The sequence below is a fragment of the Flavivirga algicola genome, from assembly GCF_012910715.1.
Lineage (GTDB): Bacteria > Bacteroidota > Bacteroidia > Flavobacteriales > Flavobacteriaceae > Flavivirga > Flavivirga algicola.
In genome coordinates this window covers 213,390-230,646 of sequence record NZ_JABBHF010000007.1, presented here as the reverse complement: position 1 = coordinate 230,646, position 17,257 = coordinate 213,390, and the positions used below count along the sequence as shown (strand labels likewise).

15 protein-coding genes are annotated in these 17,257 nt (G+C 33.7%); 7 read left to right on the top strand and 8 right to left on the bottom strand.

The window, feature by feature from the left end:
• The first annotated feature begins 80 nt into the window (after positions 1 to 80).
• The 3 genes from HHX25_RS13495 to HHX25_RS13485 all read left to right on the top strand — a co-directional run bounded on the left by HHX25_RS13495 (position 81) and on the right by HHX25_RS13485 (position 4,503).
• Positions 81 to 827, top strand: a complete 747-nt coding sequence (locus HHX25_RS13495; protein ID WP_169674462.1) for a hypothetical protein — start codon at positions 81 to 83, stop codon at positions 825 to 827.
• Between the two features lie 435 nt (positions 828 to 1,262).
• A complete protein-coding gene (locus tag HHX25_RS13490; RefSeq protein WP_169674459.1) occupies positions 1,263 to 3,917 on the top strand; it encodes a T9SS type A sorting domain-containing protein in 2,655 nt (884 codons plus the stop codon).
• 127 nt (positions 3,918 to 4,044) lie between these two features.
• A complete protein-coding gene (locus HHX25_RS13485) occupies positions 4,045 to 4,503 on the top strand; it encodes a Na(+)-translocating NADH-quinone reductase subunit F (RefSeq protein WP_169674456.1) in 459 nt (152 codons plus the stop codon).
• A 134-nt stretch (positions 4,504 to 4,637) separates the two neighbouring features.
• On the opposite strand, the gene nqrF is transcribed toward HHX25_RS13485, so the two are convergent.
• The 6 genes from nqrF to HHX25_RS13455 form a co-directional block, all read right to left on the bottom strand.
• The gene (nqrF, locus tag HHX25_RS13480; protein ID WP_169674453.1) at positions 4,638 to 5,945 is read right to left on the bottom strand and encodes an NADH:ubiquinone reductase (Na(+)-transporting) subunit F; all 1,308 of its coding nucleotides are present in this window, start codon (positions 5,943 to 5,945) and stop codon (positions 4,638 to 4,640) included.
• A 1-nt stretch (position 5,946) separates the two neighbouring features.
• Positions 5,947 to 6,741 carry an NADH:ubiquinone reductase (Na(+)-transporting) subunit E gene (nqrE, locus tag HHX25_RS13475; protein ID WP_169674450.1) on the bottom strand — a complete coding sequence of 265 codons (795 nt, stop codon included), beginning with the start codon at positions 6,739 to 6,741 and terminating at the stop codon, positions 5,947 to 5,949.
• 87 nt (positions 6,742 to 6,828) lie between these two features.
• The gene (locus HHX25_RS13470) at positions 6,829 to 7,473 is read right to left on the bottom strand and encodes an NADH:ubiquinone reductase (Na(+)-transporting) subunit D (RefSeq protein WP_169674448.1); all 645 of its coding nucleotides are present in this window, start codon (positions 7,471 to 7,473) and stop codon (positions 6,829 to 6,831) included.
• 2 nt (positions 7,474 to 7,475) lie between these two features.
• Positions 7,476 to 8,216 carry a Na(+)-translocating NADH-quinone reductase subunit C gene (locus HHX25_RS13465; RefSeq protein ID WP_169674444.1) on the bottom strand — a complete coding sequence of 247 codons (741 nt, stop codon included), beginning with the start codon at positions 8,214 to 8,216 and terminating at the stop codon, positions 7,476 to 7,478.
• Positions 8,217 to 8,218: 2 nt separating this feature from the next.
• Positions 8,219 to 9,445 carry an NADH:ubiquinone reductase (Na(+)-transporting) subunit B gene (locus tag HHX25_RS13460; RefSeq protein ID WP_169674442.1) on the bottom strand — a complete coding sequence of 409 codons (1,227 nt, stop codon included), beginning with the start codon at positions 9,443 to 9,445 and terminating at the stop codon, positions 8,219 to 8,221.
• Positions 9,445 to 10,800, bottom strand: a complete 1,356-nt coding sequence (locus HHX25_RS13455) for a Na(+)-translocating NADH-quinone reductase subunit A (RefSeq protein ID WP_169674439.1) — start codon at positions 10,798 to 10,800, stop codon at positions 9,445 to 9,447. The genes HHX25_RS13460 and HHX25_RS13455 overlap by 1 nt, the downstream gene beginning before the upstream one ends.
• A 153-nt stretch (positions 10,801 to 10,953) precedes the next feature.
• Here HHX25_RS13455 and HHX25_RS13450 point away from each other — a divergent pair, with 153 nt between their 5' ends.
• The 3 genes from HHX25_RS13450 (at position 10,954) to HHX25_RS13440 (ending at position 13,499) form a co-directional block, all read left to right on the top strand.
• Positions 10,954 to 12,204, top strand: coding sequence for a type IX secretion system plug protein (locus tag HHX25_RS13450; protein WP_169674436.1), 1,251 nt, complete (start codon positions 10,954 to 10,956; stop codon positions 12,202 to 12,204).
• A gap of 109 nt (positions 12,205 to 12,313) precedes the next feature.
• Positions 12,314 to 12,700 (top strand): Co2+/Mg2+ efflux protein ApaG, encoded by a 387-nt coding sequence (apaG, locus tag HHX25_RS13445; RefSeq protein ID WP_169674433.1) that lies wholly within the window; start codon positions 12,314 to 12,316, stop codon positions 12,698 to 12,700.
• 124 nt (positions 12,701 to 12,824) lie between these two features.
• Positions 12,825 to 13,499 carry a hypothetical protein gene (locus tag HHX25_RS13440; protein ID WP_169674429.1) on the top strand — a complete coding sequence of 225 codons (675 nt, stop codon included), beginning with the start codon at positions 12,825 to 12,827 and terminating at the stop codon, positions 13,497 to 13,499.
• A gap of 5 nt (positions 13,500 to 13,504) precedes the next feature.
• Here the strand turns inward: HHX25_RS13440 and HHX25_RS13435 are convergent, their stop codons facing one another.
• On the bottom strand, positions 13,505 to 14,509 hold the full coding sequence (locus tag HHX25_RS13435; protein WP_169674426.1) for a DUF6695 family protein: 1,005 nt from the start codon (positions 14,507 to 14,509) through the stop codon (positions 13,505 to 13,507).
• Positions 14,502 to 15,227, bottom strand: a complete 726-nt coding sequence (locus HHX25_RS13430; protein WP_169674423.1) for an NRDE family protein — start codon at positions 15,225 to 15,227, stop codon at positions 14,502 to 14,504. Before HHX25_RS13430 ends, HHX25_RS13435 begins: the two co-directional genes overlap by 8 nt.
• A 151-nt stretch (positions 15,228 to 15,378) precedes the next feature.
• On the opposite strand from HHX25_RS13430, the gene pruA reads away from it, so the two are divergent.
• The gene (pruA, locus tag HHX25_RS13425) at positions 15,379 to 17,007 is read left to right on the top strand and encodes an L-glutamate gamma-semialdehyde dehydrogenase (protein WP_169674420.1); all 1,629 of its coding nucleotides are present in this window, start codon (positions 15,379 to 15,381) and stop codon (positions 17,005 to 17,007) included.
• Positions 17,008 to 17,257 lie beyond the last annotated feature (250 nt).

The window sequence follows — 17,257 nt, the reverse complement described above, 5'->3', positions numbered from 1 at the left end:
GTAAGTTCATTCTTTTAATGATTTTAACCATGTAAAGCTCGAAATAAACAATTTTTAGTTTTACAACAATACTTTTAATTATGAATAAAACAATACTAAAAACTCTTGCTCTTTTTTGTTTTATTGTTTCGTGTAAAACAAGTGTAAAAGAAAATGCCAACACTGATGGATGTGAATTGTTTAAAATTGGAAATTATAAATTTTATAATCCAAGAGTTTACGAACGTCCAGTAATCTTTAAAAAAGGAAGTCATCAATTATTACATGATGAATACACTCCTAAATGGTATCCTGGATACTGTGCTGAAAACTTACCTTCTTATTTCAAATCGAAAGAAGAATTTATGAAGCATATTCATTCTAGCCAAATAAAACGTTTAAGTACACCATACTTTGAAAAAGTTTATAGTGCAAACAAATACAATTTAAAAGGTAAACCAGGTTTATATAACGAAGACTACCATCTTTTATTTAGAGGTACTGTTAGCGTTAAAAACGTAAACTCAGGAAATGAATATCTTTTAGTAGCAGGAAAAAGCTATATTGAAAATGAAGCTGACTACGATAAAAACACAGATTTTTACGAAAGTGATGTAAAAACTATGTTTGCATTTATGTTAGAAGATGGTGCATATAAATCAGTTGATCCAGAACTTGTATTTGGAACTTTCACAAAGGAACAACATGACAAAGTATACAACATACTAAGTGTAAAAGAATTAGTATATGCTTCTTGTTTTGAAAATGTAAACACTGTAAGAAAACCTAATTTTGACAGTTCTGCATTACCTGGTTGGGTTTATAACAAATCTGATTTAGAAGATTAATAATATTATTTGTGTTGAACCTAATTTTTACTTTTTATTAGGTTCTAAATAAAAATTTAATAGCCAAACCCAAAAAGCTTTACTCATTCTCTAGTAAAGTTTTTTGGGTTTTATATTTCTTTTATAAAACTCTTACTTCTCTTCCTATTTTTAGGATGAGCATCGTTAGTTAAACTGGACAAGTTTATAATTCATAAATTGTTTATTTTTTGTTGGCGTATTTCCCTTAAAACAATAAATATAATTTCTTTCCTTTAGCATTTATAGCTTCATCATATATCATAGGAGATACTGCTTCTTATTTTATCTCTAAACTTTCGAATAGAATTTTCAATTACAATTTATTTAATCATTAAACATATGTTATAGTTTTAAATGAATTTGTATTCCAATCGCAGACAGACTATAATTAGATTTACAGTCTAAATATAAAACATGAGACATATCCTTAATTTAATTTTTATTGTTGCCTTTATAGGCTCATTAAAAGCACAAACTGTTACAGTAGATATAAACTTGAATGTAAAGCACCAATCGGGTAACGTTTCTGAATTTGAAAGAAGTAAATTTATAACAGTACACTCTACTCTAGGTGACAGAGATTGGGATTCTGATGCCCAACGAAAACAATTTTTAAATGACTTTGATGTATACTTAGGACGTGATAATGGATCACTACCATGGTTTTACAGCCAAACAGGTGAAGATCCTGCAAAGCCAGGTTGGCCCAGTATTACTCAAATGCAAATTGAAGGCGACAAGCAAAAACAAAATTATGCCAACGGTACATCGATGCATGAACTAGAATTTCGCGCTCAGAATGTGATGATTGGTGGGCAACCTATTTTATATCCTACTGGAAATAGGGTTATTGATCCTACTACGAATAACTCCCAAACGTATACACCAGCGCTTGATGATTTTGAACCTTTAGCAGAATATTATGCGCAATCTTTATTGTTAAGATATGGAACAGGAGGAACAACAGGTCAACCCAAACCCTCGATGGTCGAAGTAATGAATGAACCTTTTGTTCACGCCGATGATATACCAACAACTCGTGCAAAAATCTCAGAATTACATAATGTCGTGGCTAAACGTATTCATGAATTAAGCCCAGAAACATTAGTTGGTGGCTATACCGCAGCTCACCCATCATTTGAAGCTGGGGATTTTAATTTATGGAAAAACAATTGGAAATTATTCATGGATATCGCGGGTGAAAACATGGATTTTTTCTCAGTACATTTATATGACTTTTTAGGAAATAACGATAATGGAAATCCACAATATCGTAGCGGTAGTAATGTTGAAGCTATTTTAGATATGATTTCTGCTTACAGTTTCATAAAATTTGGGGAAGTAAAGCCATTAAACATCTCAGAATATGGGGCTTTTTATCCAGGCACAGCAGGTCCTTACTCGCGTGAGTTGGATTGGGCAAACGTACGTTCTTTTTCATCCATGCAAATGCAGCTATTAGAACGTCAACAAGAAATATTAGTCGCGATGCCCTTCCTGTTACACAAAGCTAGCTGGTGGAGTCCTCCAGAAAATGCCCCCGACCAAGTATATGGTCCGCGTCTACTACGTCAAAAATGGGAAGTTGAAGGGCAAACTGGCGACGAATGGGAATATGCAGATACTGTTATTTGGTACGATTTATGGAAAAATGTAAACGGCACCCGTGCAGATACCAAAGCGTCAGACCAAGATATTCAGGCAGATGCCTACGTAGATGGCAATAAAGCTTATGTTATAATTAATAGCCTGGAATTTGAAGATAGAACCATTAGTTTATTAATGAATGGTATAAATGGCAATGATGTCCAACAAGTAGTTGTTCGTAAAGTATATTTAGAAAATAATGCTACCAAATTAGAAGAAGAAACATTTACAGATATTCAATCTGAAGTTTTATTACCAAAGCAAGCTACTGTTATATTAGAATACACTTTCGATAATACAATAGCGCAAACAGAAGAAAATATTGAACAAAAATACTATGCCTCTTCATATTATAAACCTATCAATGCAAATGAAACGCAAACATTCTTAATAAATAATGTATCAAAAACTGGCACCCATGGAGAAGCAATCTTGCGCTTAGGTGTAGGGCGCGACCATGGCAAATCTTTAAAACCCTTGGTGGAAGTCAACGGTACTGCTGTTGAAATTCCTGAAGACTGGAGGGGTTACGATCAAAATAATAGAGATCGTTTTTTTGGAGTTTTAGAAATTCCCGTATCATACGATTTAATTCAAGAGAATAATAGCATAACTATTAACTTTAGTGATGCAGGTGGACATGTTTCGTCGGTTGCCATGCAAGTATTCAATTTTTCAGAGAATATACGTATCGTAGATCCAGAGAATATCCCAACAAACAATTTCAAAATTCAGACACTAGGCGCAACTTGTCCAGGATCTGAAAACGGAAAAATTATTATAGAAGCTCTGCGCCAACAAAATTATGAGATTGCTATTACTTCGACAGACTATAATGAACAAAATACATTCTCTAAATCCTTTCAAGTTGAAGATCTAAAAGCTGGAACCTATAAGGTAGTAATCACGTTAGAAGGAATTACTGATTTTAAATATGAATTTGATTTGACCATCTCTGAGCCCGAAAACATCGATGTAACATCTAAAGTTGACAAAACTTCAAAACAAGTGGACTTAACTATGTCTGGAGCTTCAGAATATATCATTACATTAAATAAAGAAACTATAAAAACAAGCGATAATAAAATACAATTACCCCTTTCTAACGGCACTAATACTATAGAAGTAAAAACAGAAAAAGAGTGTCAAGGAAAATTTGAAAAACTAATATTAGTTGGGAACAGTCTAACAGTCTTCCCTAATCCTGTTAATACTACGTTACATATAAACATTGCTTCAATGGATAATACTGCCACAGAAATGTCTATATATAATATATTTGGCACATTAGTATATAACAAGGATGCATTTATTATTAATAACCAAATTAAGGTAAATATATCCAAATTATCATCTGGTATATATTTCGTTAAAATAAAAACTGGTGAGACTAATGAAATATTAAAAATAGTAAAACAATAAATAAAAATTATGTAACTTTAAGTCTAGTAATAGATTATAGAAATAGTTCTACTGATTAATTTGATTAAAAAGCAGCAAAACCATTTCTTCTTATCAATTGGTTTATGTTAATTTTACTTTATTTATCATGAAAACTACTAAGCGTTTAGAACAAGCCTTGACAAAGTTATATACTGCATTTCATAATAATGAATTAAATCCTGAATGCTGTAAACAATGTGCCGTTGGAAATATTTTAGATAATACGGACAGTTGGAAACACCTTTCAGACAGACATGGTACATTAGAACTGAATTACATAGGTAAAGTGCATGAAACTCTAGGTAGAAGATTTAATGGTTACAGACCACTGGAATTGCTAAAAATCGAAAATATTTTTTTAAAAACCTGTGGTTATAGCTTACCGCTTCATCATAAAAATGATAAGCCCGAAAACCCTACTGATAAAGATGTTTTATTTAATGGTTTGAATGAGGTTGTAAAGTTTTTATGTTATTTAGATAATGTTCCTAATGTTATGGATTATACTAAACTATTTGAATTTGAAAATGAAAAGCCTAAATATGAGCTAGAATTTTATAATTAGTGAATCTCTCTTACACTAACATTTAAAATAACAAAACCCAACATTACTCTGTTGGGTTTTGTTTTATTATCAGGTTTCGTATTATACGCATTTCAACTTAAATCTGTGCTGAAAAACGACTAACGATTATTTGTCTAACCTCCAAAGTCATCAAATCTAATGTGCTCATCTGGAATACCAAAATCTTCGCCCATTTTTTGAACCGCTTTATTCATTAACGGTGGTCCACAAAAATACAATTCGATATCTTCTGGTGCTTCATGTAGGCTTAAATAGTTATCGATTACACAGTTGTGAATAAACCCAACAAAGCCATCACCAGGTGCGTCAATATTTTCTTTTACTTTCCAATTATCTTCTGGTAAAGGTTCAGATAAAGCTAAGAAAAATCTAAAGTTAGGGAACTCTTTTTCTAACTCATAGAAATGTTCTAAATAGAACAACTCACGTTTAGATCGTCCACCATACCAATAGGTTACTTTTCTTCCTGTTTTTAATGTTTTAAATAAGTGATATAAATGTGAACGCATTGGCGCCATCCCTGCTCCACCACCTACGTAAAGCATTTCACTTTCAGACTCATTAATAAAGAACTCACCGTAAGGTCCTGAAATAGTTACTTTATCACCTGGCTTCTGAGCAAATATATAAGATGATGCTACTCCTGGATTAACATCCATCCATCCGTTCTTAGCACGATCCCATGGCGGGGTAGCAATACGTACATTCAACATAATCTCACGTCCTTCAGCTGGGAAAGAAGCCATAGAGTAAGCTCTTTCTACAGTTTCAGAATTCTTCATCACTAATGGCCAAAGACCAAACTTGTCCCACTCTGCCTTAAACTTATCTGGTGTTTCATGCTCTTCAGGATGGGCTGTAATATCAATATCTGAATATTTAATTTCACATTCAGGTATTTCAATTTGAATATACCCGCCTGCTTTATACCCCATATCTTCTGGAATTTCTACAACAAACTCTTTAATGAAAGAGGCTACATTATAGTTACGCACTACCGTTGCTTCCCACTTTTTAATACCAAACACTTCTTCTGGAATGGTAATATTCATGTCCTGCTTCACTTTAACCTGACAAGCTAAACGCGCTCCGTGTTGTAATTCTTTACGTGTAAAATGTGGGGTTTCAGTTGGAAGGGCTTCTCCTCCGCCTTCTAATACATGACACTCACATTGAATACATGTTCCACCTCCACCACAAGCTGATGGTAAAAATATTTTTTGAGATCCTAATGTTGTTAACAAACTATCTCCAGAAGCTACTTCAACCTCACGCTCACCATTAATCGTAATTTTTACTGGTCCAGACGGTGATAATTTTTGTTTTACAAATAATAGTAAAGCGACCAACAACAACGTAATAATTAAAAATGCTGTTACTGTAGCTATTATGGTTCCTAATGTCCCTGCTGCTAATATCATATTACTTATTTACTTTTATGTTGTTAGCTATACTTTGGCTACGCTGAGTAACCGCTTTATCTTTTCCTGAATCTTCTCTAGATGCTTTTACTTCGCTTAACGCAATATTTTCTTTTGATTCTGATTCTTTATTCTTTTCAACAGAAGCTGTTTTTTCTTCTTTAGCACCACCTTCATCGCCTCCTGTTAACATACCTCCAAAACTCATAAAACCAATAGCCATTAAACCTGTTATAATAAATGTAATCCCTAAGCCTCTTAATGCTGGTGGTACATTCGAGTATCTGATTTTTTCGCGAATGGCTGCAATCGCTAAAATTGCTAAAAACCAACCAATTCCAGAACCAATACCATAGGTCGTTGCCAGTCCTAAAGTTGGAATCTCACGAGATTGCATAAATAAAGATCCTCCTAAAATAGCACAGTTTACAGCAATTAGTGGTAAAAAGATACCAAGTGAGTTATATAATGATGGCGAAAACTTCTCTACTACAATTTCTACCAATTGTACCATGGTTGCAATGGTTGCAATAAACATGATAAATGATAAAAAGCTTAAATCGTAATCTGCATATTCAGCTCCTAACCAAGCTAATGCTCCAGGTTGTAAAAGATACTGATCCAATAACCAGTTTAAAGGTACCGTAATTGCTAATACAAATATTACTGCTGCTCCAAGACCAACGGCTGTACTAACCTTTTTAGAAACCGCAAGGTAAGAACACATCCCTAAGAACGTGGCAAATACCATATTGTCTATAAATATTGATTTGAAAAATAATTCTATATGTTCCATATATTTTATTTAGTGTTCAGTATTCAGTTAGCAGTCTTCAATATTAGCATTCATTGCCAATTGTAGACTGATTTACTGTAAACTATTTTAATCTTCTATTAATGCTTCATTTCTACTGCGTTGTACCCAAATGATGATACCAACTACAATTAATGCCATGGGTGCTAATAACATAAATCCGTTATTTTCATAACCAAATGCGTAAACACCTGTTTTCTCGATAGGGTCTCCTAAAACTTTAAATCCTAATAAAGTTCCTGCTCCAAGCAATTCTCTAAAAAAGGCTACTATAATTAAAATAACACCATATCCTAAAGAATTCCCTATACCATCTAGGAATGAACGCCAAGGCCCATTTCCTAATGCGAATGCTTCAAAACGCCCCATGATTATACAGTTTGTAATAATCAATCCAACGAAAACAGAAAGTGTTTTACTCAATTCGTATGCAAATGCTTTTAATACTTGATCAACAATAATTACTAAAGCGGCAACTACAATTAGCTGAACAATAATTCTAATTTTTGACGGAATAATATTTCTCATTAAAGAAATAACCACGTTTCCTATTCCTAATACAAACAATACAGAAATCGACATTACAATTGCTGCTTCTAATTCGGCAGTAATAGCTAAAGCCGAACATATTCCTAATACTTGAATGGTAATAGGGTTATTATCTGCTAATGGATCTTTAATTAATGCTGCGTCTTTTTTTGATAAAAGTCCCATAATTATTTTAATGTTTTAAAATAAGATACATATTGTCTTAATTCAGACTTAATCATTGCCGAAACTCCATCACCTGTAATAGTGGCTCCAGCAATTGCATCTACCTCGTTATCATTTTTCTCTAAATTCTTTGGATCATTATTTCCTTTGGCAACCGTAATTCCTTTAAAACTTCCATTGCTCATTAGGTTTTCACCTATAAAATCGTCCATAAAATAACGTTGCTTAATATTGGCACCTAATCCAGCTGTTTCTCCTTTGTGGTCAAAATAAGCTCCTTGTACAACCATATTAGCATCCATAGCAACATATGCCCAAATAGCATCCCAAAGTCCTTTACCTCTAATAGGCGCTATATAAAATGTCTTACCATCTTTATTACCAACAAACAAAGGCAATCTTCTTTTGTTTCCTGCTTTTGCACTAGATTGTTCCTTTTTTACATCAATTAAATATGCTTCAGGATCTTCAGTTACATCATCACCTTGTATCACTAATTGCTTGGTAATGTATTTTGAAAACAATTCTGGTGCTTCATCAGTAGAAACGAATATGGCACTGCTTTCGTCGTTTGCATTAACGCCCATAGCATACAAAATGTTTTGCTGCTTTTCCAATCGTTCGTTATTATCAATTCTAGGTCTTAAGGCAGAAGCTGTAAACGCTAATAAGCCTCCAACGATTATTACCATGGCTATGGCAAAAAGTATTGTATATATATTTGAATCCGTTTTTTTACTCATAACTAAGCTGTTTTTGCTTTTAAACGTTTCATTCTTTGTTTTACATTGCCTTGAACCACGTAATGGTCAATTGTAGGTGCAAACACATTCATTAATAGAATGGCTAACATAACACCTTCTGGATATGCTGGATTGAATACACGAATTAAAATAGAAATAAATCCTATTAAGAATCCATAAATCCATTTTCCTTTGTTGGTTTGTGATGCTGTAACAGGATCTGTCGCCATAAATACAGTACCAAAAGCAAAACCTCCTATAAGTAAGTGATGCCACCAAGTTGTACTCATTAATCCGTAAAATTTACTACTTTCTGTAATCCAACCAGAATCAACTACTTGATTAAAGATTAATCCCATAACAATAGCTCCAAGAGCAGAAGATAACATGATTCTCCAGCTTCCAATTTTAGCAAAGATCAAGAATAAACCTCCTAATAATATTAATAAAGTTGATGTTTCTCCAACAGAACCAGGAATAAACCCTAAGAACATATCCATAACTCCATAGCCTGCTTCTTTTCCTTGTGCCAAACTACCTAATATAGTTTCTCCAGAAATAGCATCTAAATTTGCACCTGCTAAAATTTCATTTGTTCTCTCAACGGCTCCTTCAACCCAAACCTTGTCTCCAGACATCCATGTTGGATATGCAAAGAACAGAAAAGCACGAATGGTTAAGGCAGGATTAAGAATATTCATCCCTGTACCTCCAAAAACTTCTTTACCAATAACGACACCGAACACAACCGCTACAGCCAGCATCCAAAGTGGTATATCGACTGGTACGATAAGTGGGACCAACATACCTGTTACCAAGTAGCCTTCTTCTACTTCGTGCCCTTTAATAATGGCAAATATGAATTCAATCCCCAAACCAACACCGTAAGACACAATAACTAGCGGTAATATTTTCCAGAAACCAATCATAAAGTTAGCCATGGTCCAAAACTCAGAACTAAAGAAGCTCCCTGCTACTGCTTGTGCTTCTCCAACTTGCAAATTATGTTGATACCCCGCATTAAACATTCCGAAAATTAAGCACGGTATCATAGCCATGATAACCGTATTCATAGTACGCTTTAAATCATCAGCTGCTTTTATATGAGTCCCATTGTGTGTGGTCTCATTTGGTAAGTATAAAAACGTATGGATTGCAGAAAATGCAGGCAACCACTTCTTGTCTTTGTTTTTTACTTTAAAATTATGTAATTTTTCTTTTAAACCCATTATCCGATCTCTTTAAGCATTAAGTCTAAACCTTCTCTTATAATTTTTTGATGTGGTTGCTTAGACACACAAACAAATTCTGTTAATGCAAAATCTTCAGGAGCCACTTCATACATTCCTAAAGCTTCCATTTCATCTAAATCCTTATACATACATGCTTTTAATATCTGCATTGGATATATATCTAAAGGAAACACTTCTTCATAAGTTCCCGTTGTTACAAAAGCGCGGTGTTCACCATTGGTGTTTGTATTTAAACTATATGCTTTTTTAGGGTTTAACCAAGAAAATGTCAGCGCTCTTGATGTCGATATTTTATTAAAAACAGGCTTGTTCCATCCAAAAAACTCATAATCATCACCTTCTGGAATTATAGAAATTACATTACTAAAATAATCTAAATGCCCATCTGGTTTTACTTGTTTTCCACTTAAAACATTACCTGAAATGATACGATCGTTAGAATCTTTGACAATACCTTTATCATAAATCATAGTAGCTACTTCGCTTCCTATCTTGGTAACAAAATACCGTGGCTTTTCAACCGAAGAACCAACGAGTGCTACAATGCGTTCTGCATTAAATTTTCCTGTTAACAACAATTCACCTATAATAACTAAGTCTTGCGGATTAACAGTCCAAACAATCTCTCCTTTATTTATTGGATCTATTTTATTTATTTGAGTTCCTACATTTCCTGATGGATGTGGGCCTGAAACCTTATGCAAGCTAACACCTGTTAAACCTGCTAACGGTGAATTTCCATTTTTCCCAACAGAGACATGTACTTTACCCTCTGTAAGCTTTCCTAAAGCTGTAACTGCAGCTTGTAATTCGGCTTCTTTTCCTTGCAATGTAAAATCCAAATCCGCTGCTAAAGGAGCACTAGCATATCCCGATATAAAAATAGCTTTTGGCGCTTTATCTGGATTGGCAATCACATCATATGGACGCTGTTTTACAAACGGCCAACAACCTGTTGCCAGCAAATGTGATTTAATAGCTTCAGAATTAGCAGTATCCACATCAAACTTACCATGATCCAGATAAGCTTGTTCTTTGTCTGCTTGAATTTTAATTGCTAAAATTTTGCGTTTTTCACCACGAGAAATTTCTAAAACTTCACCAGAAACTGGCGAAACGAACTTGACAGCTTCATTAGATTTGTCGAAAAAAACAGTCTCTCCTGCTTTTATTTTTGTTCCAACTTTAGAAATTAATTTAGGGATAACGCCGTGGAAGTCTTCAGGTCTTAAAGTATAAAAGTTGCTTACTATAGCCTTTTCAGAGGTTTTTTCAGCTTCACCCTTAAGTTTAATGTCTAGACCTTTTTTAATGCGAATGTCGTTTGACATATTTTTTTATTGTAATTAGTTGTCTAAAAATCGGTGCAAAAATACGAATTTAAAATACAGTTTTCATAATAAATCGAATAGAATTTTATCACCTTTTTAATAAGTTCAGTTTTAGGCATTAAATTTGTGTATATTTACAAAAATTGTCCTACAATGCCTTTTAAACTTTTCTCTTTTTTACCCATACTTTTAATCGCTCACTTGACTTTTTGTCAAGTAGAAGAAATGCCCCCTCCAGATTATATTAAAACAATCAATTTTAAAGGCAATACTCCCGAAACACAATTGCCAATTTTAAAACTTGGTGAATATGTCGTTCTGGAATTCGATGCTTTAAATGGTGATGAAGATGATTATTATTATAAGATTGAACACTTTAACTCCGACTGGACGCCATCAGTATTGATGAAATCTGAATACATGGATGGTTTTGATAACCAGCGCATCAGGAATTACGAAAACTCATTTAACACATATCAAATTTACTCACATTATATGCTCACTATTCCCAACGCACAAACTAGACGTTTAAAAGTCTCGGGAAATTATATGCTTTCTGTTTTTAATAGTGATGACACCCTTGTTTTTTCAAGAAAATTCATGATCTATGAAAATACAACTAATGTTGGTGTTCGTGTTAAACGTTCTCGTGATATTCAATTTATTGAAGAAAAGCAGCGTGTAGAAATTGTTATCGATTCTAAAACCATGCAATTTAACAACCCAAAACAAGCAGTAAAAGCTGTCATTGTTCAAAATAACAATCTTAACACAGCTATTTCGAATATAAAACCGCAATTCACCATTGGCAACCAGTTGATTTATAAATATGATACAGAAACCAGTTTTTGGGGTGGTAATGAGTATTTATTTTTTGAAAACAAAGATGTTAGAGCTGCAAATACGGGTGTACAAAGCATCGATTTAAAAGATTTATACCATAATTATCTATATACTAATTTCGAGAGAGCCAGCAGACCATATACCTACAACCCAGATATTAATGGTAATTATGTTATTCTTAACATTGATGCAGAAAACCCAAGTATAGAGTCTGATTACGTCTGGATGCATTTTTCGTTACTCCCTGTAGCATCTTTGAAAAACAAGAATATTCATGTTTATGGTAATTTTAACAATTATGTTATCGACGAAAGCACTAAAATGGTTTTTAACGAATCACTCAACGTATACACAAACTCCATGTTATTAAAACAAGGTTTTTATAATTATAAATATATTGTTGTCGATAATGACAAAAGTATTGATGAAGGTGCTATTAGTGGTAACTTCTATCAAACTGAAAATAATTATAAAGTTATTGTGTATTATAGGGACTTAGGTGCTAGATATGATAAAATTATTGGTATTGGAGAAGGAAGCTCAATTAACATCTCAAACTAATAATTGTGCTTTTTAACTAGTTTTTTTACCTAAGACGTTAAAAATTACCACTAACCACTTAATATTTACTATTTTAGCACCCAACAAATACTTTGTACTAGTAGTCAACATGGTTCAACAAATAACAAGAGGCATAAAAATATCGGTGGTAACCACCTATGAAGGCTCATTTTATAAAAATTATAAAATGCAATATGCCTTTGGATATACCATTACTATTGAAAATCAAAGTAAAGATTCTGTACAGCTCAATGCCCGCCATTGGGAGATTTTAGATGCTTTGAACAATGTTGAAATAGTATCAGGTGAAGGTGTTATTGGCAAAAAGCCCGTGTTAAAACCCGGGGAATCCCATACATATACTTCTGGGTGTCTATTAACCTCTCCTTTTGGTGCTATGCAAGGACATTATAGTATGATAAACTTTACGACTACGAAGAAGTTTAAAGTCACCATACCTACTTTTAAGCTGAGCGCACCTTTTGCGATAAATTAATCGCTAAAATTTTCACTGAATACAGGGAAATATATCTACAAGACATACACTAACTTTACGCTAAAATTTCTTCCTTGTTAATTTCATATTTATTATTCATTAGCTTAACCTAGATCTAATTCCCATGAAAAAAATTTCAACTTTTTTAATTGGTTTAATTTTCACATGTTCTTATTCTCAAATTGCCATAATAAAAGACAAAGATGGATATACTAACGTTCGAAAATCCAGCCTAAAAGACACCAAAATAATTTATAAACTGAAAGAGAATGAAGCTTTTTGGTATAATTACGATGACTACGAAGAGAAAAAAAATTGGATTCAAGTTTTTATCCCAAAAGATAAGTTTTGTGTAGATTATTCAGAGGACATGTATCTTAAAGGCTATATCCATAAATCCAGATTGCTACCAATAGAGTATTTAAAAAACAGTCACCAAAAAGAGGTACAGCTACACTATGAGTTTAAAGGTTTTAATAGAACAAACCATATTGATGATGGCAATGGGTATTTGGTTAATAAAATTGATGGCAGGAAAATTTGGGGAACAGATGGAAATTACCCAAAAAGAGAAATCAAAAAAGCCAATTTAATTGTAAATAACACAAGAATTAATATTCACAAAGTTTTATATAACGATTTATATGAATGCAACGAAAACATAAAAGTTTATAAAAATAAAGATTCATATTTTATAAAGCAGCAACATGGTGATGGGTCAGGGGCTTATGAATTAATATGGGTTTTAACAGAGAAAAATGGTATAACTCAAAGATTAGTACAAGACATATCTAAATAACAATTTTAACCAACCCCACTTTTAAGCCTCTCAAATTTAAAGACCTGCCCATGCTGCTTCACATGAAAAAAATTACAGTTAGAATAATGTACAAATTCAAAAGTCAAGTTATAATCAAATGTAGCATCATTAACTGCAAATACAGCATCACAATCCACGTTTCCGTATGGAGAAATGCGCCTAAAACGATATTCTAATTTATTTTCGGTATTGTGCAACTCAAACCAAGCACCAGCAGCAATACCAGAGAGCCATTGCGCTTTTTCATGTAAACCATCAACAATTCGGGGTTCTAAAGTGCCTACAAAAGATGGTTTATGACCTTTTAATTTATCTAAAAAGCAACGAATATTTTCACTTTTTTGAGAACCTTTGAATTCTGAAATAACACCTGTCCCAGAAACTTCAAAAGCATGATTTTCCGTATCTGCCAAAAGCACATTGCCAACAGTACTGGGCGTAAACCACTTAGAGTTTTTCAGCTTCTTTTTAATGTTTAAATCAGTGACTGATGCTATTAAAGTATCCGTCACAAAACGCGCGCAATTGCAGGCTTCTTTTTTAAACGCTGCATAATAGATAAACTCACGCTTTTGCATGGCGGTAATATGTGTTCGTGCCTTTTTGTAATCGACCGCATTACAAACAGAAGCTACCAGTTTTCCATCACCATGGGTTAATTTAGGGTGGGTTCCTAAAAACTCTAAAATAGCATTTAAGTTTTTAATGGAATCGTTTTCAATCACTGCTGTTATTGGAAAATCCAATTCATTATCAGTATCGCTTCCACGTACCCTTCCATTGGGCTCAGATGTAATGTAACGTCCAAAATCATGATATTCTAAAACCCCTGTACTTTTATCAATGAGCACCAAGGCAGCATGGCCAGCCCGTAAATAGTTCTTTTTACCAACACCCAGAAATCTTAAATAAGGAGAAAACCATTCTTCAGACACCATAACGATAGTATCTGGATACGCCAATGTTAAAATAATACCCGTATTATTCATTTACAACTTGAGGAAGATTGAAGGTTTTAGTTGTAGTTATTTTATCTTGAAGGTTTTCGTAGTGCATTTCAGCAGAATCCATTTTTTTTGTTACTTGCGTAATACTGGTCGTTTTAACAAAACCACGGTCTATTATAACACCAAAATCTTCATTTCCTCTCCCCGCTGTTTTATGAAATTCTAATAGGGACGCTTCATTTAATTCATTTTCATTTTTAAAAGACTCAAACCAACTCAACCTTTCTTTTTTCATGGCTTCAGAATACAAAGTTGAAGAAGACCAGATTTTTGGTTCGTTTGGCAATTGTCTAAAATATTTGTTTTCTCCATCCCAAACCAATTCATAAAATTTCAAATCAGTATTCCAATCTATAACAATAATAGTAAATGGCTCTATATCTAAAAAATTATAAGCTTCAATGGTAATTTCTATATCATCAGCAATCATAAAATCTTTAGCAACTACCCCTCTACTCTTCCTATAACTTAATTTGCGTTCGTGTAATTTAAATCCACCGTTTAGAACGCAAATCACTCTGTTTTTTTCACTCAAACCGACCCATGTACCTCCAGACACCTGATCTTTAGGAAATAACGTTTTCACACCATTAATTATATAAAAATCTGGCGAAATGGATATTCTTTCTGGTGCTTCATCCCTATTGGAAGTTAAAACAAACCCATTATTAGCCTTTGGAATAATTGTTACTGTACACATAAAACTTGTAGTCTAAATACGGTGAGGCAACTTACAAAAAATAAATAAATTTTAACTTGTTTTTAAACATTGTTAGTTATTGAAGTCATTAAATAATTCGTAAATTTGCACCTTATTTAATGAAAATTCAATAACGAAAACCGCAAAAATCATGGGAAAAGGCTTTTTTAATGTACCTATAGCCGTTAACGAACCTGTTAAAAGTTATGCCCCTGGGTCTCCAGAACGAGAAGCAGTACTAAAAGCATATAAAGAAATGTTTCATAGTAAAATTGACGTTCCATTATATATAAACGGAAAAGACATAGAAACTGGCAATACACGAACGATGTCGCCTCCACACGATCATAAACATATTGTTGGAACCTACCACTTAGCCGAGAAATCACATATAGACGAAGCTATTTCGACCGCCTTAGAGGCAAGAAAGAATTGGTCTCAAATACCTTGGGAACAACGTGCTGGTATTTTCTTAAAGGCTGCCGAGCTCATTGCTGGCCCTTACAGAGCAAAAATAAATGCTGCAACCATGATAGCTCAATCTAAAACCATTCATCAAGCTGAAATTGATGCTGCTTGTGAATTTATAGATTTCTTACGCTTTAATGTACAGTTTATGACAGACATATACATGGAGCAACCAGAAAGCACCAGTGATGCCTGGAATAGGATTGAATACAGACCTCTTGAAGGATTTACCTATGCCGTAACACCTTTTAATTTTACTGCCATTGCTGGAAATCTACCTGCGTGTATGGCATTAATGGGTAATGTTGTTGTTTGGAAACCTAGTGACAGCCAGGTGTACTCTGCAAAAGTAATTATGGATGTTTTCGAAGAAGCTGGTGTCCCTCCGGGCGTTATCAATGTTGTTTTTGGAGACCCAGTCATGATTACGAATACCGTTTTGGCTAGTCCGGACTTCTCGGGCCTACACTTTACGGGCTCTACCTTTATTTTTAAAGAACTTTGGAAACAAATAGGCAATAACATACACAATTATAAAACGTACCCAAGAATTGTTGGAGAAACTGGTGGCAAAGACTTTATTGTTGCGCATAAATCGGCAAATCCGAAACAAGTAGCTACAGCTATTACTCGTGGTGCTTTTGAATTTCAGGGACAAAAATGTAGCGCCGCTTCAAGAGCTTACATTCCCAAAAGTTTATGGAGCGAAGTAAAAAGTTTAGTTTTAGAAGATATAAAATCCTTTAAAATGGGGTCTCCAGAAGACATGAGTAATTTTATTACAGCAGTCATTCATGAAGGCTCCTTTGACAAGCTAGCCAAATATATAGATCAGGCTAAAACGGATAGTAACGTCGAAATTATTGCAGGTGGAAACTACGACAAAAGCAAAGGGTATTTTATTGAACCAACGGTGCTTGTCACGACAGACCCAAAATACACAACCATGTGTACCGAGTTATTTGGCCCTGTTATCACGATTTATGTTTACGAAGACGATGCTTACGCTGAAACTTTAAAATTAGTTGATGAAACCAGTGAATATGCTTTAACCGGTGCTATAATTTCCAAAGATAGATATGCCGTAACGCAGGCTACCGAAGCTTTACAAAATGCTGCTGGGAATTTCTATATTAATGACAAACCAACAGGGGCCGTCGTTGGACAACAACCTTTTGGCGGTGCCAGAGCTTCTGGAACTAACGACAAAGCTGGAAGTGCACAAAACTTATTACGATGGGTATCGCCTAGAATGATAAAAGAAACCTTTGTAACACCTACAGATTACCGTTATCCGTTTTTAGGAGAATAATTCCTGCAGCATGTGCTGAACTTGCTTCAGTAAAGCAGGAATCCCATCATATAGAAACTTATACAAAAGAGACTTTCTAAAAATTTAGAAGGTCTCTTTTCTATTTTATAAACTTTTGTAAATGAAATCTTTGAGTTTATCGGAAAAATTATTGTACTTCGTTTAACATTTAGATATAAAATATTGAAATGATTTTATATTACACTTTTGTACACAAGTTTCTATCGAAACAAAAGAGCGATAACTTAAC